16 protein-coding genes are annotated in these 20448 nt (G+C 37.4%); 9 read left to right on the top strand and 7 right to left on the bottom strand.

Annotation, left to right across the window (positions count from 1 at the left end; translation table 11 throughout):
* Positions 1–253: 253 nt before the first annotated feature.
* On the bottom strand, positions 254–2056 hold the full coding sequence (locus tag FW768_RS12740; RefSeq protein ID WP_153395968.1) for a lytic polysaccharide monooxygenase: 1803 nt from the start codon (positions 2054–2056) through the stop codon (positions 254–256).
* A 557-nt stretch (positions 2057–2613) separates the two neighbouring features.
* Between FW768_RS12740 and FW768_RS12735 the strand changes: the two genes are divergently transcribed.
* Together FW768_RS12735 and FW768_RS12730 are read left to right on the top strand one after the other, a co-directional pair.
* Entirely contained in the window at positions 2614–3048 is a 435-nt protein-coding gene (locus FW768_RS12735) for a hypothetical protein (protein ID WP_153395966.1), read from the top strand.
* A 26-nt stretch (positions 3049–3074) separates the two neighbouring features.
* Positions 3075–8117, top strand: a complete 5043-nt coding sequence (locus tag FW768_RS12730) for a DUF4132 domain-containing protein (protein WP_153395964.1) — start codon at positions 3075–3077, stop codon at positions 8115–8117.
* Positions 8118–8317: 200 nt separating this feature from the next.
* On the opposite strand, the gene FW768_RS12725 is transcribed toward FW768_RS12730, so the two are convergent.
* A complete protein-coding gene (locus FW768_RS12725; protein WP_029295477.1) occupies positions 8318–8653 on the bottom strand; it encodes a DUF3276 family protein in 336 nt (111 codons plus the stop codon).
* 99 nt (positions 8654–8752) lie between these two features.
* Positions 8753–10420, bottom strand: coding sequence for an ABC transporter ATP-binding protein (locus FW768_RS12720; RefSeq protein ID WP_153395962.1), 1668 nt, complete (start codon positions 10418–10420; stop codon positions 8753–8755).
* A gap of 91 nt (positions 10421–10511) precedes the next feature.
* Between FW768_RS12720 and FW768_RS12715 the strand changes: the two genes are divergently transcribed.
* From FW768_RS12715 to FW768_RS12695, 5 genes are all read left to right on the top strand, one after another.
* Positions 10512–11417, top strand: a complete 906-nt coding sequence (locus FW768_RS12715; RefSeq protein WP_153395960.1) for a transcription antitermination protein NusB — start codon at positions 10512–10514, stop codon at positions 11415–11417.
* 1 nt (position 11418) lies between these two features.
* On the top strand, positions 11419–11928 hold the full coding sequence (locus FW768_RS12710) for a DUF1573 domain-containing protein (RefSeq protein WP_153395958.1): 510 nt from the start codon (positions 11419–11421) through the stop codon (positions 11926–11928).
* Between the two features lie 10 nt (positions 11929–11938).
* Entirely contained in the window at positions 11939–12301 is a 363-nt protein-coding gene (gene yajC / locus FW768_RS12705) for a preprotein translocase subunit YajC (RefSeq protein ID WP_062702310.1), read from the top strand.
* 239 nt (positions 12302–12540) lie between these two features.
* Complete coding sequence (locus FW768_RS12700) at positions 12541–13275, top strand: SDR family NAD(P)-dependent oxidoreductase (protein WP_153395956.1); 735 nt, start codon at positions 12541–12543, stop codon at positions 13273–13275.
* Positions 13276–13283: 8 nt separating this feature from the next.
* Complete coding sequence (locus FW768_RS12695; protein ID WP_185151974.1) at positions 13284–13790, top strand: hypothetical protein; 507 nt, start codon at positions 13284–13286, stop codon at positions 13788–13790.
* Position 13791: 1 nt separating this feature from the next.
* Here FW768_RS12695 and ligD read toward each other — a convergent pair whose 3' ends face one another.
* From ligD to ku, 3 genes are all read right to left on the bottom strand, one after another.
* Entirely contained in the window at positions 13792–15666 is a 1875-nt protein-coding gene (gene ligD / locus FW768_RS12690; protein ID WP_153395952.1) for a DNA ligase D, read from the bottom strand.
* A gap of 71 nt (positions 15667–15737) precedes the next feature.
* Positions 15738–16343, bottom strand: coding sequence for a DNA polymerase ligase N-terminal domain-containing protein (locus FW768_RS12685; protein ID WP_153395950.1), 606 nt, complete (start codon positions 16341–16343; stop codon positions 15738–15740).
* Positions 16343–17128, bottom strand: coding sequence for a non-homologous end joining protein Ku (gene ku / locus FW768_RS12680; RefSeq protein WP_153395948.1), 786 nt, complete (start codon positions 17126–17128; stop codon positions 16343–16345). The genes FW768_RS12685 and ku overlap by 1 nt, the downstream gene beginning before the upstream one ends.
* A 141-nt stretch (positions 17129–17269) precedes the next feature.
* Between ku and FW768_RS12675 the strand changes: the two genes are divergently transcribed.
* Both FW768_RS12675 and FW768_RS12670 read left to right on the top strand, forming a co-directional pair.
* Positions 17270–17839, top strand: a complete 570-nt coding sequence (locus tag FW768_RS12675) for a Crp/Fnr family transcriptional regulator (RefSeq protein WP_153395946.1) — start codon at positions 17270–17272, stop codon at positions 17837–17839.
* A 136-nt stretch (positions 17840–17975) separates the two neighbouring features.
* A complete protein-coding gene (locus tag FW768_RS12670) occupies positions 17976–19244 on the top strand; it encodes an adenylosuccinate synthase (RefSeq protein ID WP_153395944.1) in 1269 nt (422 codons plus the stop codon).
* A gap of 124 nt (positions 19245–19368) precedes the next feature.
* Here the strand turns inward: FW768_RS12670 and FW768_RS12665 are convergent, their stop codons facing one another.
* The gene (locus FW768_RS12665) at positions 19369–20415 is read right to left on the bottom strand and encodes an acyltransferase family protein (RefSeq protein WP_153395942.1); all 1047 of its coding nucleotides are present in this window, start codon (positions 20413–20415) and stop codon (positions 19369–19371) included.
* Between the last annotated feature and the right edge of the window lie 33 nt (positions 20416–20448).

The following is a 20448-nucleotide window of genomic DNA, read 5'->3' as shown; positions in this document are numbered from 1 at the left end:
TATTTCCTTTCTCCGGGCAATATCTGTAGTTGCGTATTGCTATATCATTTTAAATTTTCTTTTTTTAAAGTAGGCTTTACAGGAGTTGATATTTTCTTTGTCATATCTGGCTATTTAATGCCCCGGATTATTCTGACTGGACTTCCAAATAGTAATTTCTCTCTTTTGGACTAGGAAGGAATAGCGATAAAAAATAAAAGAGGCTGTCTCAAAAGTGAGATAGCCTCCATTTATATTTCTATATTTTTATCTATTATTTTCTGATGGTTTTAGTGATCCTGTTTCCATCTTTATAATGAATTTTCACAAAATAGATTCCGGGTTGAAGATGGCTGATGTTAATGCTGTTTTTTGCAGGGGAAGAAGCAGATATCATCTCAATTCCACCAGAGTTAATTACGCTCACCCGGTTTATTTTCCCGTACTGGCTTTCCGGTACAAAGTTGATCATATTGTCAGATACTATTACCGAAAGAGCACTTTCTCTATTTGTAACTCCTGTTGAGCAGGCCGGGCCTTCATTGCAATCACTTATTACTTTCCATACAGGATTTGCTCCCGGAGCTTCCCCAGGATTCGCATACCATTTGTTTTCCCATATCTTACATGCATAGAACACTCTTGTTCCGGCTGCTGGATAAACCTTTATCGAATTATATTCCTGAGATCCGCAATAGGTAACAGGAGGATTAGACATGCAGTTTGGTCCTTCGCTGCATATGTTCACTTCTTCCCAAACCATATCTGTTCCCGGAAGCTCACCTGGATTCGCATACCATTTGTTTTTCCAGATTCTGCAGGAATAGAAGACTTTTGTCCCGGCTGTAGCATATGCATTGGCAGATTTATACTGCTCTGCCCCACAATATATCTGCCCTCCACCCGGGGATGCTGTCTTGGTTCTGATTTTTAATTCATTACTGAATTCAGATAGCTGTTCATTCATGGAAACAGCTCTCACAGTATAACGATATTCTGTATTTTGGGATAAACCTGAACGTAAAAAATGGGTTTGTACAGTTTCTCCAATTTTAATATTATTCTCAAAGATCTGATAGTTTTTGATTCCTTGGGTGTGGCTTGAAGCGGTCCACATTATTGAAACGGAGTTTTCTGTTACTCCCATTGAATGAAGGTTTGTTGGCGCTACAGGCTTTTCCGGAATTCCTTCACTATTTGTTTTTACAGTAAGCGGAGTACTTTTTCCTGATATCAATCCGTTAGAACCTTTTGCCTGTACTTCATAAGTATAAACCGTATTGGCAGACAATCCCTGGTCTTCGAATTGTGCCACACTCACTTGCTGCAAACTTTGGCCGTTTCGGAAAACAGTATAGGACACAGCATCTGCCTGTTGTGTCCAGCTGATTTTAGCTGAAGAACTTGTTACTCCCACTTGAGCAAGACCCGTTGGTACTGCCGGTGGTATGGAAATTCCTGTTCCAGACGTTACATTTACATCAATTACATTATAAAATGCATTTTCGGTATCTGCAACATCCCATACTGCTAAGATAACATGATACCCTGTACGGTTAGCCGGAACTGTAATATGGTGAGGAATATTGTCTTGTGGTGGTGTACCATTATGTGATACCTCTCCTATAAGTTCAAGATCCTGGCGGGTAAGAGGTTTATTTGGATTCCACCCGGGTTTGGTCATATAATAATGCCATTTCGCTGTTGCGTGATAAGCAAGATATTTCCAGATAAAAGTATTCACACCGGCTGTAATATTTGTTTTCTTCCAACGGTCAGCAGTTTGAATGTCCAGCAGAGTGTTTCCTCCTATACTTCCATTTGCTGAAGCAATTTTCCCATCTGCAGGTCCAAGTGCAGGAAAGCCTTTAAGAGCTTCTAAGGATCCAGGTTCATTAATAACTGTTCCATACAACGCCAATGCTGCACCATAACCTATTGTGGCTTTATCCAGACTTCCCTGGTATCCCCGTGAAGCGGGGCTTACCACATATCCGTGAGCTGATAGATTAGCAAAAGAAGGCACAAGTATGGCCAGAATTAATAATACCGGAAAAAAGAATTTACGGTTAATCATATTTATATATTTTAAGTTGGTTTTTTATCAATCTCTGAATTAAATCATAGCTCTTACAACATCTTAAATATCCAAAAGACAATTTCCAAATTTACAGAAACTCTTTAAATTAAATGATTTTCAATAAAAATTAAATAGAATTAAAAGAAATTATAAAAAATACAATATAAAATGTAAAATATAGTATCATAATGTGTTTTATTAAAACATTTAAGTAGAATTTTTTTTCAGCCAAAATCGATAAAAGATCAGTATATATTCCAATTTATTACGAGGAAGAAGCATAAACGAAGAGTAAGTCTTAAGGGAAATTGTTGATAATTATCTGATTTTCAAATTTATTTATCCATTTTTATATTGTATAGATCATCGGAAATTATTGAAAACAATCAAAAACACTAAATAATATCGCTTTTTCATTTTTATTTCCTTAAAAATAAATGGGATGTATAGATTTTTTTTTAATGTAAAGCTGGAGTTTGATAAGCGGTAAAAAGGTGAATATAACACATGGAGGCTGAAAATTTCCCTATATTTAGTCCACACTAACTTCAAATATGGAAATAAAGGTCACTGTAAAACAATTAGGAAAGAAACATCCCGTTCTTGCAGAACAGAAGCTTGAAATAGGATATTCAGAAAACAGTATTACCCTGGAAGAGCTATTAAAGCGTATTGTTCAACAGCAAGTTGAAGCATTTAATACAAAATCATTTGAATTGGAAGACGAAGATGATGCTAAAATCCCTGTAGACAATTATCTGAATATCCTTACCGATACTGGAAAAGTAGGGTTCGGAAGCATTTACAATCAAAAGAAAGCAGATCTGGCAAAAGCTCAGGAAAACGCCATTCAGGCTTTTGAAGACGGATTGTTTGCTGTATTTTATAATGATGAACAGCTTGAAAACCTAGCCCAGACCATTGATCTGAGTCAGGAATATACCTTCACTTTCATCAGGCTCACCTTTCTGGCAGGAAGCTATTGGTAAAATAATCACACTAAGTAACAATATAAATGGAAATTACAGAAAAACTAAAATCAAAGACCCTCGTCAGCAATTATTATGAAAAAGTAAAAAAAGATCTTAAAGCACTGGCAGAGGGAAATATTTCTTCTCGTGTCTTTCCGGATAAGCCTATTCTTAAAAGACATGTAGCAGAGATGGCGCTATTGCTGAAGGGAAAAACAGATTATTATCAGGAACTTACTGTAGGCTCTAAAGAGACAGAAAAGCTTAAACAGTACATCAAATCTGATATTTGGGAGGATAAAGAGTACTATGAATTACTGGTCTATTATTTTGGAGCTCATGCTGATCTGGTGAAATATGTCTGGAATAAAATGGCTTATAAAATGTACCAGACGGGATATTATCGCCGTTCATTCCGGGCCCCGAATAATGAGAAGTATTTATTGCTTAACCAGGTTAACCTGTTGAGAGAGCTGATAAAGTTTCCGATGATCTATAATTACAGCAGTGGTAATCAGCATTATGATCTTTCACTGGAAGAACAGATCATCAATGATCAGGCGGTAACTCATAATTCATATCAGTTTTATATATGGTCGGCAGCCATCGACACAGGGAATAAAGCTGTTTACCAACTGATTGAGGATATCATTTTCAATAAGCATACAGAAGGAAAAGTATCCAGAAATATCATTAAGGCTTTACTAAACAGTGAGCAGAAGCACTGCTGGGAATTAGTTGAAAAGTTGCTGCTGGCAGCCCAGAGACAGGAAGGTCTTCGCCAAACTATACTCGAAGCTCTGGATGAAACCAGTATCGGAGCCCTTCAGTACATGGTTCATGTAATTCTTGAGCATAAACTTACCCGTTTTTCTTCTGTTGTACGGGCTATTGATACCTGGACCGGTTTGGGATGGGATGCAGAAAAAGAATCAGTAGTAAAAAACATTGTTTCATTAGCAGATACCTATTTCAATAATCCGGAAGAGATTCCTAATGCCATAAAAAGTAAAAACAATAACGAAGTCTATATGGCACTTTGGGTGCAGGCGGTCTGGGATGTGGAAAAAACAGTTCCTTATCTGCACCAGCTCTTTGATAAAGGAAATACGGAAAAAAAATGTCTGGCTGTAAAATTTGCTGTGGAAACCGGAGATCCTTATATTCAGATGCCGTTATTCTATAAAGCAATACAGGAAGACGATCTGCAGGTTCTGGCATTTGTTGGGTATCCCTTATCTTCATTGTTAAGTGTGAATACAGTTTCAAAATTCTATATCAATAATGCAGATTACCCGGATTTCTTTGAGAAGCTTCATGAATTAACCCAAAAGATAGACATAAAAGAAAAGAAATTCGAGGGAAAAATATTCTCGTGGCTTAATGCTGCTTTTAATAAGAGTAATTTCTATTCTTCAATGTTCTACCTGGTGGGAGAAGATAAAGCAAAGCTGGATCTGGTACTTTCTTATTTCGATCAGTTTGAACTTTCATTACGTGAACAGTTAACGAGAGCACTTTTAGGAGACTTTTACTGCTATTCATTCTCTTACGGAATGGGGAAAAAGAAAAATGCTGTTACTCCTTTTCAGAAAGAATTTGCTTTCAGAATTATAAAGGACAGGGGAGAATCTTTGATTGCTTCAGGAATTAATGTGCTCCTTCAGAATCCTCTGAATAAAGAGGAGGTAATGACTTTCTTCGATATGTTCAAAAGAAAAGGCGGAACACTCCGTAAGAAACTGATTGAACTGGTTATCCAGCAGGAAGATGAAGCGGTTGTTCCGTTTGTGGAAGAACTAATGACCAAAGGAGATGTAGAGCAGAGAACAGCTTCCCTCGATCTCATGCTTCAGCTTCAAAAAAACAGAAGAGTGCCGGCCCGAATCACGGAATGGACAAAACAATATTCAGAAAAAACAAAGATCTCTGAGAGGGAACAGAATCTTCTTGACCAGCTTAATCCTTCCGGGGATAAAGAACAGCTTTCTCCTGAAAATGGCTTTGGATTCTATGATCCTAAGGTTATTTCTAAATTTGAGCTACCGGAAGTGAAGACGGATTCAGTATATGCACAGGCTGTTAAAAAAGAAAAATACGGTTTCACACAGCCATTAAGTCAGATAAAGGCAGAACTGAAAAAACTGAATGACCTGTTCCAGAAACATAAAGACCACGAATACGAATTTGAAAACTGGGATGGATCAATGCAAAAGCAGTTGTTGGGAAATAGTTTCACACAAATGAAAAGAAACACCGAAGGCTTTACAGGTGCACAGCTTGCTGAGAATTATCCTTTGCATGAAGTTTGGGAGCAATGGTATAAAGATTCGGGGCTTGAGCCAAGAGATCTTTTCCTGATGACCTTTGCGGAAAGCTGCGACCGTAAAAAGTTCAGAGATTTTCTTGAAAACTATGTGTTCTATTGTAAGGATGTCCTTCCGAATCCTAAAAAAGGAGGCTATTTCTGGGATAATCCTATTAAGTACATTCTGGATTCCCTGCGGTATAAATTTGTATTTGAAGAAAGAACAGATTTCTTACTGGATATCTGCAGTACTTTGTTTGCCAATCTTCCGGAGGAAATTATCAATCATAAAGCAAAAGAAAACGATTATTATTATAGGTATGACGGAAACGGCTGGCAGCAGACGGGATTTTTTAATCTGTTCTTAGATGCAGTTCCGTACCAGAAAATTACAGATGAGCAATTAACCAAGTTATGGAACTTATTCCGTTGGATGCAGTTTAACGGACTGCCGGAAAATGTAAAACATACTGTTCCGGATTTTTATTTATTCTGTAAAGCGTACGAACTGAAGATCATTACCAAAGATGAACTGTACGAAGGAATTTTCACGGGAGATTCCGTCATAAGAAACCTTACGACTGTTAAATTCTATAAGAACAGCGAGAAGCTGCTGGAAATTTTCCCTTTCCTGAAACCGATGATCAAAGAAATACAGAACAAATTCCTGGACGTAGAACTTATCCGTGGTGATGCCAATACTGCTGTTTCCCACTTTGTACAGGAATTCCGGGCAATTTACGGGGCAGACAGATTTGTGCAGATCCTGAAAGGCTTGGGTAAATCCGGGTTGTATGCCAATTATATATACAGCTATGGCAATGAAAGCATGACCAAGCAGAAGCTCTTTTCTTATCTGTTATCTCAGTGCTATCCTCTGGAGACAGATACCCAGAAATCATTCAACGAAATGGTGAAAAAGGAGAATATTACAGAATTACGCCTGATACAGGCTGCTGTGTATGCTCCGCAATGGCAGAAGTTAATCAGTAGTTATTTAGGCTGGAAAGGTCTGGATTCAGCGATTTGGTGGATGCATGCCCATACTAAAACCGGGGCTTATCAGGAACAGAATTCAGAGCTGGAAAGTGAGGCTGCAAAATATTCATCTGTGGATATTCAGGAATTTAAAGACGGGGCAGTAGATAAAGATTGGTTTACTCAGGCATATAAAGAATTGGGGAAAACCCGCTGGGAAATGCTTTACGAATCCGCCAAATATATTTCTGACGGAAACGGACACCGCCGCGCAAGGCTTTATTCTGACACTCTTACCGGAAGTCTGAAAATAAAAGAAGTAACGGCTAAAGTAAAAGATAAACGGGATCAGGATTTTCTCCGTGTCTATGGACTTGTTCCGTTAAGTAAAACCAACCCGGAGAAAGATGTACTGAACCGGTACGAATATATACAGCAGTTCAAAAAAGAAAGCCGTGAATTTGGCTCTATGAAGCAGGCCAGTGAAGCATTGGCGGTAAGAGTTGCTTTAGAAAACTTAGCCAGAAATGCAGGCTATCCTGATCCAATCCGGCTGACCTGGGCAATGGAAACCAAACAGATCCAAAACCTGCTGTCAAAAGAAACACAAGTAACAATAGATGGTGTAACGGTAGGTTTAATCATAGAAACTGACGGGAAAGCCGAGCTTGTCGTGTTCCGGGATGATAAACAGCTGAAATCAATTCCGCCGAAAATTAAAAAAGATAAAGCTATTCTGGAGCTGGGTAGTTATAGGAAGATTATGCGTGAGCAGTGGACCCGTTCCCGGAAAGGTTTGGAAGAGGCAATGATCAGGGGGGATGAATTCCTTTTTGCTGAAATTCAAAATTTATTTGAACATCCGGTTATTGTAAAACATCTGGAAAAGCTGGTGTTTATTTCCAATGACGGGAAAATAGGGTTCTTCCATAACGGAAATCTGGTGAATACCCATGGAGAAATTCAGAAATTAAGCGAAGATAATACTCTGCGTATTGCTCATTGTGTGGATCTGCATCATAATTCTGTGTGGAGTGACTATCAGCATTACTGCTTTACAGAAAAGCTGATCCAGCCGTTCAAACAGATTTTCAGGGAATTGTACGTGCCGACTCCTGATGAACTGAAGGAAAAATCTATATCACGCCGTTATGCAGGGCATCAGATCCAGCCGAAACATACTTTAGCCCTTCTGAAAACAAGAGGATGGAAAGTAGACCACGAAGAAGGATTACAGAAAGTCTACCATAAAGAAGGCTTTCAGGTGAAATTGTATGCGATGGCTGATTGGTTTTCACCTGCCGATATAGAGAGCCCGACCCTGGAAACCATAGAATTCCATTCATTGAAAACGTATAAGAATATTCCTTTTGAAGAGATTAACCCGAGGCTGTTCTCTGAGGTCATGCGTGATGTGGATCTGGTGGTATCGGTTGCCCACGTTGGAAATGTAGATCCGGAGGCGAGCCATTCTTCCATTGAAATGAGGGCGGTATTGATGAAGGAAACAGCAAAACTTTTCAAGCTGGATAATGTAAGAATTGAAGGCTCACACGTATTGGTTAAAGGAAAAATGGCGGAATACAGTGTTCACCTGGGCAGTGCAGTTGTGCATCAGGTTCCGGGCAATTATCTGTCCATACTTCCCGTTCATTCACAGCACAGAGGAAGATTATTCTTGCCTTTTGCCGATGATGATCCAAAATCTGCGGAAGCTCTGTCTAAAGTTTTATTGCTGGCCAAAGACAATGAAATACAGGATCCGACTATACTTTCCCAGATCAAAAGAGAATTTGTATAGAAGATCAATTGTAAAGCTTTTATAAAACTAAAAAGGTACACTTTCAAGGGTGTACCTTTTGTTATAATGTCCATTAGAGGTATTTATCAAGGCAAAGTAAGTTTTTACAACCTGATCTCGTTTTGTACTTTGATCTGCACATTTTCAGATACAAAAAAAAGCACCTTTTTCAGATGCTTGTGTTTTTAGATATTCTTTTTTTAAACTTCGTCGTCAGAATCAATTGTGTAGGTTCTGCTTTTGAAGTCTTTGTCATGTTTTTCTGAAATTACATCCTCACCCTTTTCGTTAATGATGAAATCTGTGGACTCATTAAACATCTCCTGAAAACTTTTAAAATCTTCTTTGTAAAGATAAATTTTGTGCTTCTCGAATGTAGCTTCCCCATTCTCCCCGAAATTCTTTTTGCTTTCGGTAATCGTAAGATAATAATCTCCTGCTTTCGTCTCGCGCACATCAAAGAAATAAGTTCTTCTCCCTGCTTTTAACACCTTAGTGAAAATTTCATTTTCATGGCGTTCCTTGTATTCACTCATTGTTAGATATTTTTTAATCTTGTTAAGAACAAATATAAAAGAATTCTTTTAATCACAAAATTTTTTTTATGATTTATTTAACAATTGGGAATGAAACGGCTATGCGGTTACAGAATTGGCAATTTCGGTAAGGTTGAGGATTTTGTCTGCTTTTTGAGCGCTAGACTCTCTGTGTGTGATAATTATGGAAGTAGCGTTACGAATTTTTTTGTCAATATTTTCAAGAATATTCTGTTCCGTTTTGGTGTCCAAAGCAGATAAAGAGTCGTCAAAAATGATGATATTAGGGTCTTTGATCAGGGCTCTGGCGATGCAGATTCTCTGTTTCTGACCTCCCGAAAGCATCACTCCGCGTTCACCTACAAGTGTTTTATACTGCTCTTTAAATTCAATAATATTTTTATCTACATCAGCAATTTTTGCATATTCCACTACTTTCTCATGAGAAGGGTTATCGATGGCAAAGCCAATATTATTTTCAATAGAATCTGAGAATAAATAGCTTTCCTGAGGAATATAACCAAGGAATTTTCTGTAATTGTCCAGATTGTGCTCTTTAAGATTTTTCCCATCAATAAGAATTTCTCCTTCCGTGGGATCAATCAATCGGCAGAGCAGGAGAGCAATAGTAGACTTTCCGCTTCCGGTTTTACCCATGATGGCCAGTGATTCACCTGCGTTAATCTTAAAATTTAAGTTGTCAAGCGCTGTGATTCCTGTATTGGGATAAACATAAGTCACATTTCTGAATTCAATATCCCCTTTAATTGGATAAGTCTCAAAGTTGGTATTTACAATCTCTGATTTTTTATCCATAAATTCATTGATCCTCTGCATTGAGGCTTCAGCCCTCTGGTTAACTGAAGTTACCCAACCTACCAAAGAGAATGGCCATATCAGGATGTTGATGTACATAAAGAAGTCTGCAATTTTACCCACGCTCAGTTCTCCTGCAATATATTTCTGTCCTCCAATCCAGATCACAGCAACATTCAAAAGCCCGATTACAAATAGAATAATGGTAAAGAAATATGCTTCTGTTTTGGCTAAATCCAAAGCTTTGTCCTGATAATCCGTTACTTTGATGCCATAGTTTTTCTCGATGTATTTTTCTTTAGCAAAAAACTTCACTACGCGGATTCCTGAAAAGCTGTCCTGTACAAATGTAGAAATCGCAGACTGGCTTTTTTGCATGACCTTCGATTTCTTATTAATAATAGAACTTACCTTAAATATAAGATAAGACAGGATCGGAAGCGGGAGAAGAGTCCATAAAGTCATAGACGTATCTGTACTCACCATATAGATGGCCGTGATCACAACCAAAACGATGATGTTCACTACGTACATTACACCGGGGCCAAGATACATTCTTACAGCAACCACATCTTCACTAAGCCTGTTCATCAGATCTCCGATGGTGGTCTGCTTGTAATCTGTTAAAGACAGATCCTGATAATGCCTGTAGATTTTATTTTTCAATTCATATTCAATCCTTCTTGAAGCTACAATGATGGTCTGTCTCATCATGAATGTAAAAAAACCTGTCAGAAGAGAACTGGCCACAATGATTGCCACATAAATAAGTACCTGTTTATTGAAGCCAAGACTTCCGTTTTTCATATCAGCAAGCTGGTCTACAGATTTTCCGATAAACTGAACTTTATATATATTGAAAAAATTACTGGCAATGATAAATAAGAACCCCCAAAACAAAAGTATTTTGTGTTTCCAAAAATAGGGGTTTAAAGTTTTTAGCGCTTTCATAAAGTTTTACAAAATTACGAAAATGTGACCATACTACGAATTTCATCAATTTTAAATTTTGTATCTTTGCAGCCATAAAAAAGCTCTTTGAATGTTAGGAAGACGACAAATCCGTGAAAAAGTAGTACAAACAGTGTATTCTTACTACCAGAATCCTGTAAAGTTTGATGTTTTAGAGAAAAATATGTTCTCAGGAATAGAGAAAATCTATTATCTATACATCTATCAGCTGAATTTTTTAGTAGCCCTCAAAGAACTGGCAGAAAACCAGATCGAGATCGGGAAAAATAAATTCATTAAAACTGATGCTGATATCAATCCTAACCAAAAATTCATCAACAACCAGATCCTGATTAAACTGGAAGAAAACCCTGAAAGGTTATTTTTTACAGGCCAGCACAAACAGCTGAAGTGGGATATGCATGATGATTTATTGGTGAAGACTTTCCAGAGAATCACTGCAGGAAAACGATATCAGGATTTCATGAAAGAAGATGGATATTCTTTTGAAGATGATCAGAAGTTCATTGGAAAACTGTTTTTAAGATATATCGCTGAAAATGATGATTTTCATGATTATTTAGGGGACAAAGAACTTTCATGGTATGATGATATCCATATTGCCAATTCCATGGTGCAGAAAACAATTGGTTTTCTGAAAGAAGATGAAGAAAGCAGAACTCTGATTAAAATGATCAAAGATGAAGAGGATAAAACTTTTGCCAGCAAACTGCTTAGAGATACGCTGAATAACTGGGAAATCAATGAAAAGAAATTGGAAGAAAGACTGGAAAATTGGGATCTGGAAAGAGTTTCTTTAATGGATAAAGTAATTTTGTCAACTTCCATCTCTGAACTGGATAATTTTCCTTTTACGCCTTCAAGAGTTATTATTAATGAATATATTGAAATTGCGAAAGTATTTGCTACAGACCGTTCCAATATTTTCATTAACGGAATTTTGGATAAATATTGTAAAGATCAAAATAGAATTTAACATGAAAAAGACGTTATCAATTATCGCTTTGTCTATTATAGGCTTTGGTTTGGTTTCCTGCAAAAAAGAAAACAAAGAAACTCAGACTACTGAAACTACAACAGATTCTACAGCTTCAGCAGCTGGTACTCCTGCAGATTCTGCAGTAACTCCTGTAACCGCTGAGGCAGGTGTTCCTGCGCAGGTTTCTACCCAGCCATCAACTACAGTGGCTTTAGGTGAAAGCAACTTCGATTTTGGGAAAATCAAAAAAGGAGATAAAGTAGAGCACGTATACGAAATTACCAATACTGGAAACAATCCGTTAGTAATTTCTGAAGTAAAGCCAGGATGCGGATGTACAGCTCCTGATTTTACGAAAGAACCGATTCTTCCAGGTAAAAAAGGAAAAATTACATTGCATTTTGATTCTACTAACTTCGACGGAAACGTTCAGAAGTATGCAGATGTATTCGCCAATGTAGAGAAGTCTCCAATCAGATTAACGTTCACAGCGAACATTCAACCTTAATTTAACTTATATGTTAACAATCTTTTTACAAGCACAGCCACAAGGATCTTCTTCAATGATGCTGATCATGATGGGTGTGATGTTTGTAGGTTTTTATTTCCTGATGATAAGACCGCAAATGAAAAAGCAAAAACAGGAAAAGAACTTCCAGGAAACTTTAAAAGTAGGAACCAGAGTAGTGCTTACTTCAGGTCTTCACGGAAGAATTGCCCAAGTTCAGGACGATGGTTTCGTTATTGAAACATTATCCGGAAAGCTGAAATTCGAAAAAGCAGCGGTTTCAAGAGAATTTACTGAAGCGCGTTTTGGAGATAAGGCAAAAGCTGCTGAAAAAACAGCAGATAAAAAAGAAAATGAAGCTGAAACAAAATAATTTTTCAGTTTGAAGATATTTTTCCGGCGCGGTGAGCAAAGCTCACCGCGCCGGATTTTTTTATTAAAAAGAATTTAAAGAGAAATAACCTGATTAGAGATATAGAACTCTGTATTTTGAGAATCTTAATTGAAACCTAACAGGTTTCTAAAGCCTGTCGGGTTTAGTTGGTATAATCGGATGTATATTTAAGACTGTTCTATTTCATCCAATAAAAACAAATAAAATATCTTTGTGGAATGAATCAGAATACAGGCAAAAACGTTCTCATTTTAGGAGCCAATTCAGATGTGGCCAAGCAGTGTATAAAACAGTATATTGAAAAAGGATTTTCAGTAATGGCGGCTTCACGGGATACCAGATCACTGGAGAAATTTGTGACAGAGAACAGTCTGGATGCTTCAAAAATCAGAATTTTGTACTTTGACGCTGTAGATTTTGATTCTCACCAGTCATTTTATGACAGCCTTCCTGCAAAACCTCATATTGTGGTGTATGCTGCCGGATTTTTAGTGGATAATGAAAAAGCATTAAAAGATTTTAAAGGAGCCAGCCAGATGATGCAGGTTAATTATATGGGGGCGGTATCTATCCTAAACATCATTGCAACGGATCAAAGCAATAGAAATCTGGAAAGGATTGTCGGATTGTCTTCGCTTTCCGGAGTAAGGGGAAGAAAAAGCAATTTTGTATATGGAAGTACGAAAGCTGCATTTACCCAGTATTTAGCAGGGTTACGACAGGAGCTTGCTTTCAGAAAAATTATTGTAAATGTTTTGGTGATTGGCTACATCAGAACCAAGATCAATGAAGGGCTGCAACTGAATGAATCTCTGATTATGGAACCGGACTATGTAGCGAAATTCATTGTGAATGCTGGAAATACCTTTACTATTGTTCCCAATTTTAAGTGGAAAATTATTTATTTGATTTTGAAAATATTACCGGAAAGCCTGGTCGCAAAACTTCCTTGATTTGTATTATGAAACTATTGCTATCAATTTTTATTTTAATACCCTCTTTATGTTTTTCACAACAGAACCTTGAATGGAATCGCCAAAATAGGTTGTCATTTGATGATTTTAAGGGTGAAATTGGTATAAGTACGGCAGCTGCTGTTTCTTCAGTCAGTATAAAATTCAAAATCTTATCACAATCTATTTGGACAGGAAGAATTAAAGTTAAAATATATGCTGATTTTGATCAATTGTCATCTTGGGTAAAACCTGAGTATAAAACACTGCAACTTTTAGCCCATGAGCAGGGCCATTTTGATATTGCGGAAATATTCGCAAAAAAATTGCAGAAGAAAATAGATGTCGAGATCAAAGGTTCACAGGACTTTATAGAAAAATTTCAAAAAACATATGATGATATGTATAAAGAGCACCTTGAATTTCAGGATAAATATGAAATTGATACAGACATGGGCAGGGACTTTAAAAAACAGGAAGAGTATAGTAAATTAATTAAAGAAATGCTTTATTAATTTATGGCTGCAACAATTCCAATGTCTTCATCATATCAATTCCCTTTTCCAGAACGGGTTTAAATAAATCTCCCTTCTCTTTAATCCTTTCAAGCGCATTATGAATATTGAAGTCAATAGGTTTCAATCCAGGTTTCAGTTCATTCCATTCCAGCGGCATAGAAACAGCGGTTCCTTCTTTAGGCCTTAAACTATATGCGCTCGCTAAAGTCTGTCCTGTTCTGTTCTGCAGATAATCGAGATAGATTTTTTTATCATCTCTTTTCTGAAGACTTCTTTCCAGAGTAGTGATTTTGGGAAGTTTTTCATTTACCTGCTTCATCAGGATGTGTGCAAAATCTTTTACCTGTTCAAAATCATATTTCCCATCCATCGGAATATAAATGTGGATTCCTGTGCTTCCGGAAGTTTTGCAATAGCCTTTCACTTTAACGGATTTTAAAACTTCATTTACCTGCAGGGCCGTTTCAACTACATCATCAAATGTGTTCTTTTTTGATGGGTCAAGGTCCAGAACAAGATAATCAGGATGTTCCAGGTCGGGCAGGGAACTGTTCCATGGGTTGAGATCAATACAGCCTAAATTATTCAGATAAGCCAGAGTTGCTTTGTCATTACAGTAGATATAATCAATATATTTATCATTGGATTCCGAGTAGACCTGTGTCGTTTTGATCCATTCAGGAATGCTATCACCGGCATCCTTCTGATAAAAGCCTTGCTCTTCAATGCCGTTCGGAAAACGGTTCAGAGACAAAGGCCGGTTTTTAAGATAGGGAAGGATATACGAGGCAACAGACTGATAATATTCTATCACATCCCCTTTGGTAATACCATCTTTTGGAAAATAAATCTTATCCTGATTGGTAAGTTTTACCTTATGCTTATTTAGAGTAATTTCTTTTTCAGAATTTTCAGTTTTTTTTAACGAACTTTTGGCTTTCATTATTTTTGGATGTTTGCGGTTTGAACTTAATTTATTTTCAGCCTCTGCAATTTCTTCGGGCTCTTTGTCTTCCCGGAGAGTTACAAAAACAGAATGGCGGTAGATGCCGTCTTTGGTGATTTCCGAATATTTAATTTCACAAACCAGCTCAGGTTTCGTCCAGATAACAGGCATATTGGTTTTAGGAATCGTTTCAAACGGAGAGGTTTTTATAGTCAGTTTCTGAAGCTGTTGGTGAAGCTGTTTTAATGATTCATTGTTAAAGCCGGTTCCTGTATGACCGCAGTACTTAAGTTTACCATTCATAAATTTTCCTAAGATCAATGCACCGAAGCTCTCACGTGAACCCCTCGGCTCTGTAAAACCGCAGATGATAGCTTCATCTGTATTGCTGAACTTTATTTTCAGCCAGTCACCGGTTCTGTGATTTTCAATATATCGGCTATCTGCTTTTTTTGCGATCATCCCTTCAAGTTTCATTTTTTTCATCTGTTTAAAAAAGGCAGTTCCTTTTTCCGGAATATGATCACAATATTTAATGATTTCTGTTTCTGTTAAAGCTTCTTTAAGCAGTTCCTTCCGCTGCAGAAGGGGAAGATCTTCGGTGGAATAGCCGTTCAGCCAAAGAAGATCAAAGACCTGATAAGCCAGAGCCTGCTCAGGATTGTCTCCGATCTGTTGTAATAGCTGAAAACTAGGTCTTCCGTTATGATCATAAGCCACAATTTCACCATCCAGAATCATCTTATATTTCTGAGTGCTGAAGTCTTCTGCGATTTTTCCGAATTTTGATAAAAACGAAATTCCGTTTCGGGAATAGAATAAGGGGTCATCATGGCTGAGGTCTGCAATGGCTCTATAGCCGTCCCATTTTATTTCAAAGATCCATTTCTCATCATCAAATGCTTTTTCAGATGATTTGGCAACCATTGGTCTGATGAAGGATTTAAGCTTCTTCTCATTCGTTAGGGAATTAAAGTTTCTGAAGCTTTTTTCTGAAGTTATGACTTCTTTCTTCCGTTGTTTTTTAGGCTTTTTTTTTCCTCTAAAAATTTCGTTACCAAAGATTTGGGTGAGGTGTTGTCTTCCGCATCATAAGAACTCTCTGCAAATTCATCTTTATGTTTAATCAGCAGCCAAGCATTGTCTTCTGTGTTTTTCATTTTAACGAGGGCAAACTCACCCTTCAGTTTTTTTCCGTGCAAAATAAATTTTAACGAACCGGCGTGAAGTTCTTTTAACAGCTCCTTTTCATCAGACAGTTTAGAGTTTTCTTCCAGAGGTTCGTAGGTCCCGCTGTCCCAGACTTCTACCTGTCCGGCACCGTAATTACCTTCCGGAATATTGCCTTCAAAGTCTTTGTAATCATAGGGATGATCCTCAACCATCATCGCAAGACGTTTATCTTTCGGATCGAGCGAAGGTCCTTTCGGAACAGCCCAGCTTTTCAGTACGCCTTCCATTTCCAGTCTGAAATCATAATGAAGTCGCGTTGCGGCATGTCTCTGAACTACAAAAATAAGTTTGTCTATGCTTTTTTTTGTTTTTCCTTTCGGTTCGCTGGTTTCATCGAACTTTCTTTTGTTGTGATAATCTTTAAGAGCCATCAGGATGCGGATTTAGATTTAGAATGCTGTAAACTTGCTTTTAGCTGAGCCATCAGGTCAATCACTTTGCCTTCTTTGGCAGGTTCAGCTTTTGGAGCTTTTATATTTTTACCTTTTGCTTTCTGCTTAATGATCTTCATCAGCTCATCAGAATAGGTGTCTTTATACATTTGAGGATCAAAATCCTGTGAAAGCTGCTTGATAAGGCTTACGGCCATTTTCAGCTCGGCAGGCTTTGGAGTTTTTTTAGCAGGTATTTTCAGGTCCGCGTAATCTCTGATTTCCTGATCAAACCTCAGACGATTCAGAACAAGGATGTCATCATTATACGGACGGATAAGTCCGATGGCCTCACTTTCACGAAGCACAAAAGTTCCTATCCCGGCCATTCCGGTTTCTTCAAGAGCTTTCAGCAGAAGCCTGTAAGCATTTTCACCATTTTTCTGTGGCTCCAGATAATAAGGGGTTTCAAAATAAACACTGTCTACCTCATCTTCCTTTACAAACTGGTCTATGGAAAGTATCTTTGTTTTTTCCGGATTTGCTGCTGCGTAGTCTTCATCGTTCAGAACGATGTACTGATCATCCATGAGATAACCTTTTACAATGTTTTCCCATTTCACTTCTTTTCCCGTATTTTCATTTACTCTTTTGAATTTGATGTTAGAAAAGTCAGATTTGTCGAGCATATCGAGGTCCAGTTTGCTGGTTTCGGTGGCGGAGTAAATTTTAACGGGAATATTTACTAAACCGAAGCCAATGGCGCCATTCCAAATTGCTTTCATTGTCTTACGTTTTTAAAAATCAATCAATTAGCATGCCGATGAAAGCGCGTGTGGTACATTTTCTATCCTTTATTGCCAAATGGCAATGGCTTTTACAGCGGTTTTTTCTACCTTTAAATTTCCAAAGGACTCTTTTTTAATATGAAAGAATTGTTGAATTATATCCGGAAATTCGGAATACTGAATGAAAGAGAAGAACAGCTGATCGTTGAAGGGCTTCAGGAAACGGTCATTCAGAAAGGTGATGTTTTCGTAGAAGCCGGAAAAGTCAGTCGTAAGATTGCTTTTGTGAAAGAGGGTGTATTCCGTTCTTTATATTATAATAAGCAAGGTGATGATTTTACCCGTTTTTTTATTTATGAAGGCCGGTTTATCGGAGATTTTCACGGATTTGCCGATCAGGTTCCGTCCAATGAATATATTGAAGCTATCACAGATGCCGTTCTGTTGGAGATCAATTTTGATCATTTTAAAATGTTGGAAAATGAAATTTCAGCATGGCCTGTTCTTTTTTCAAAGCTTCATGCCTTTGTTGCCGAAAATAAGCTTAAAGTAGCCAGTACCATGCTCAATCTGAATGCAAAATCCCGGTATATCCATTTTCTGGAACATTATCCGGGCCTTGCGAACAGGGTTCCTCAATCCATGCTGGCTTCCTATCTCGGAATTACTCCTTCTTCATTAAGCAGGATAAGAAGAAATATTCTTTAAATAGACATTCCGAAGGTATAGTATTTGTAACTTTCATCCTCCCTCTTCCGGCTTTCTTCTTAAAAAGAACTTTTTTGCCAAATGACAATGGCCGCCTTTTATAACGATCATAGCTTTGTACCATAAAATTTTAAATATGGATATTGTATTAGGATTGCAGTGGGGAGATGAAGGAAAAGGAAAGTTTATAGACCTCATCAGCGAAAACTACAACATTACAGCACGTTTTAACGGTGGAGCGAACGCAGGGCACAGCATTGAGAGAAATGGCAAAAGAATCACCCTTAAATCAATTCCTTCGGGGATTTTTATGAAGGGATTACAGAATGTTGTCGGAACGGGGGTAGTTTTAGACCCGGTAAGCCTGAAAAAAGAGATTTTGAATCTGCAGTTATTTGATGAAAGCATTCACCCGGAAAACAATCTGGTTATCTCCCGAAAGGCCCATTTCGTACTTCCGACCCATAAGCTTCTGGATGTTTTTATGGAGGGAAATCCGGATTATACTACGATAGGAACTACCAAAAACGGCATTGCACAGGCGTATTCCAACAAGATTTTAAGACAGAACTTAAGGGTGGAAGATATGTATTCCCAGGATTTTAAAAATAGAACAGAGCAAATCTTAAAAAGAGATTACAGATTTCTTGCCGGAGGAGATATGATATTGCCTTCTATTGAAGAGATCAGCAGCGAATTTTTTGATGCAGTGGATTTTCTTAAGAAATTCAGATGCACAGATACGGAAATCTATCTGAATAATGCTTTATCTGAAGGGAAAAAGATCTTGGCAGAGGGCTCCCAGGCAGTAATGTTGGACATTGATCATGGAACTTATCCTTACGTTACCTCTTCCTCAACTACGGCAGCAGGGGCATGCAGTGGATTGGGTGTTTCCCCGAAAAAAGTCGGTGAGATCTATGGTATTGCTAAAGCCTATTGTACAAGAGTAGGAAACGGAGTATTTCCAACGGAGATCTTTAATGAAGAGGGAGAAAAAATAAGAACTATAGGCCATGAGTTCGGTTCCAATACAGGACGGCCCAGAAGAATAGGCTGGCTTGACCTTCCTGCTTTGAAATATGCTGTGATGGTCGGCGGAGTTACCCAGCTGGTTCTTACAAAGGCAGATGTTTTGAGCGGAATGAAGTCAGTCGCTATTTGTACTCATTATGAACTGGAAAACGGAAGCATGGAGTCCGTTTCAGGCAGGCTTTCTGAAAATATAAAACCTGTCCTTAAATGGCTGAAAGGCTGGGATGCCGATGTTAAGGCAATAAAAAGAATTTCAGAATTACCGGATGAATTAAAAGAATTTATTTCCTTTCTGGAAGAGGAACTGAAAATCCCTGTGGCTTATCTTTCTACCGGACCGGGGAGAGAGGAGATTTTGAAAATGAAGTAAATTTCCTGTAAACGGAACTTTCTTTTAATAGAACTGAAGACATTTTCAAGATCAACATTTTAGCGGGTATTCTGGCAGTTCTGAAGTATCTTTTTGTATAGGGAGATTTTTACTTGAATAAAGTCTAGTTGGGAAATTTATTTTTCAGTTTTAAAAATCTTTTTTCAAAAAAATAGTAGCTCAATATGGAAATAATATAGGCCAATCCAAAGCTTAAAATAAAGCTGAGGATAATGCTGGTATTTTTTAAATAGTAATGAATGATTAAAAAACAGGTGGGATGGTAAACGTAAAGTCCATAGCTTATCTTCCCTGTAAAGCTGAATAAATGAGTGTTGAGGAGTTGTTTTATCCTGTTTTTTGAATCAACAGATACGATGAAAGCCACAAAACTTGTATAGACAAGCCCAAGTACTAGATGCCTTATACTATTATCGAGCAGAGAGTAGGAACCATTTTTAAAAGTAAGGTAGAATAAAGGAAACAATGATATGATAAAAGCTGCAAAGAATTTTTTTGAGTTGCTGCTTATTAATTTATTCTCCCGTTCCAGGATGGCCAGAAATGAACCCAGAGCCAGCTCATCTAATCTTGCGAAAGTAAATAGAGATTCTTCAATATTATTTTTAATAAGAATAACCCTTGTTAAAAAAGAAAGGATGCAAAGGAATAAAACGGTCCATTTAATCTTTTTTATCGGACAATAATAGAGAATTAACGGCCAGAACAGATAAAAGTGTTCTTCTACAGCCAAAGACCAGTAATAATTAGGGCCAAAATTATCCCATCCAAAGGTCATAGCAAAATTCTGTGTAAAAGTCCAGTACCAGATTTGTTCGGAGAAACTGGCTAAATGCCAATCCGAAACCAACGGAAAAATAAAATAATAGATGAAAAGAAATAAAAAATATAGAGGGAATATTCTTAGGGCTCTCCTTGTATAAAATGATTTGAAATAAGATGTCTTTTCTTTGGTATTCAGTAATATCCGGGTAATGAGAAATCCTGATAATACAAAAAATAACGAAACACCTGTTTTTCCGAAAAGGCTAAGCTTTATGATAGAGCTGGAGCTGTCAATATTCTGAAAAAAATGAAAAAACATTACCATGATAACGGCAACTGCTCTTACACCGTCTAATTCATTGTAATGTTTTAGCTTTATATTCATTTCTTTTTAATGAAGAAAGAAAGTTAATTTGTT

Origin of the sequence: Chryseobacterium vaccae (genome assembly GCF_009602705.1) — a bacterium.
Taxonomy (GTDB): Bacteria; Bacteroidota; Bacteroidia; order Flavobacteriales; family Weeksellaceae; genus Chryseobacterium; species Chryseobacterium vaccae.
This window is presented reverse-complemented; position numbering and strand designations above follow the sequence as displayed.

What these genes read in the sequence shown, in the direction of transcription:
- ligD (WP_153395952.1), bottom strand. Translation starts at nt 15,666, where the DNA reads ATGGTTGCCAAATCATCTGAAAAAGCATTTGATGATGAGAAATGGATC.
- FW768_RS12725 (WP_029295477.1), bottom strand. Translation starts at nt 8,653, where the DNA reads ATGAGTGAATACAAGGAACGCCATGAAAATGAAATTTTCACTAAGGTG.
- FW768_RS12720 (WP_153395962.1), bottom strand. Translation starts at nt 10,420, where the DNA reads ATGAAAGCGCTAAAAACTTTAAACCCCTATTTTTGGAAACACAAAATA.
- FW768_RS12700 (WP_153395956.1), top strand. Translation starts at nt 12,541, where the DNA reads ATGAATCAGAATACAGGCAAAAACGTTCTCATTTTAGGAGCCAATTCA.
- FW768_RS12730 (WP_153395964.1), top strand. Translation starts at nt 3,075, where the DNA reads ATGGAAATTACAGAAAAACTAAAATCAAAGACCCTCGTCAGCAATTAT.
- FW768_RS12670 (WP_153395944.1), top strand. Translation starts at nt 17,976, where the DNA reads ATGGATATTGTATTAGGATTGCAGTGGGGAGATGAAGGAAAAGGAAAG.
- FW768_RS12735 (WP_153395966.1), top strand. Translation starts at nt 2,614, where the DNA reads ATGGAAATAAAGGTCACTGTAAAACAATTAGGAAAGAAACATCCCGTT.
- FW768_RS12665 (WP_153395942.1), bottom strand. Translation starts at nt 20,415, where the DNA reads ATGAATATAAAGCTAAAACATTACAATGAATTAGACGGTGTAAGAGCA.
- FW768_RS12740 (WP_153395968.1), bottom strand. Translation starts at nt 2,056, where the DNA reads ATGATTAACCGTAAATTCTTTTTTCCGGTATTATTAATTCTGGCCATA.
- FW768_RS12685 (WP_153395950.1), bottom strand. Translation starts at nt 16,343, where the DNA reads ATGGCTCTTAAAGATTATCACAACAAAAGAAAGTTCGATGAAACCAGC.
- yajC (WP_062702310.1), top strand. Translation starts at nt 11,939, where the DNA reads ATGTTAACAATCTTTTTACAAGCACAGCCACAAGGATCTTCTTCAATG.
- FW768_RS12715 (WP_153395960.1), top strand. Translation starts at nt 10,512, where the DNA reads ATGTTAGGAAGACGACAAATCCGTGAAAAAGTAGTACAAACAGTGTAT.
- FW768_RS12675 (WP_153395946.1), top strand. Translation starts at nt 17,270, where the DNA reads ATGAAAGAATTGTTGAATTATATCCGGAAATTCGGAATACTGAATGAA.
- FW768_RS12695 (WP_185151974.1), top strand. Translation starts at nt 13,284, where the DNA reads ATGAAACTATTGCTATCAATTTTTATTTTAATACCCTCTTTATGTTTT.
- ku (WP_153395948.1), bottom strand. Translation starts at nt 17,128, where the DNA reads ATGAAAGCAATTTGGAATGGCGCCATTGGCTTCGGTTTAGTAAATATT.
- FW768_RS12710 (WP_153395958.1), top strand. Translation starts at nt 11,419, where the DNA reads ATGAAAAAGACGTTATCAATTATCGCTTTGTCTATTATAGGCTTTGGT.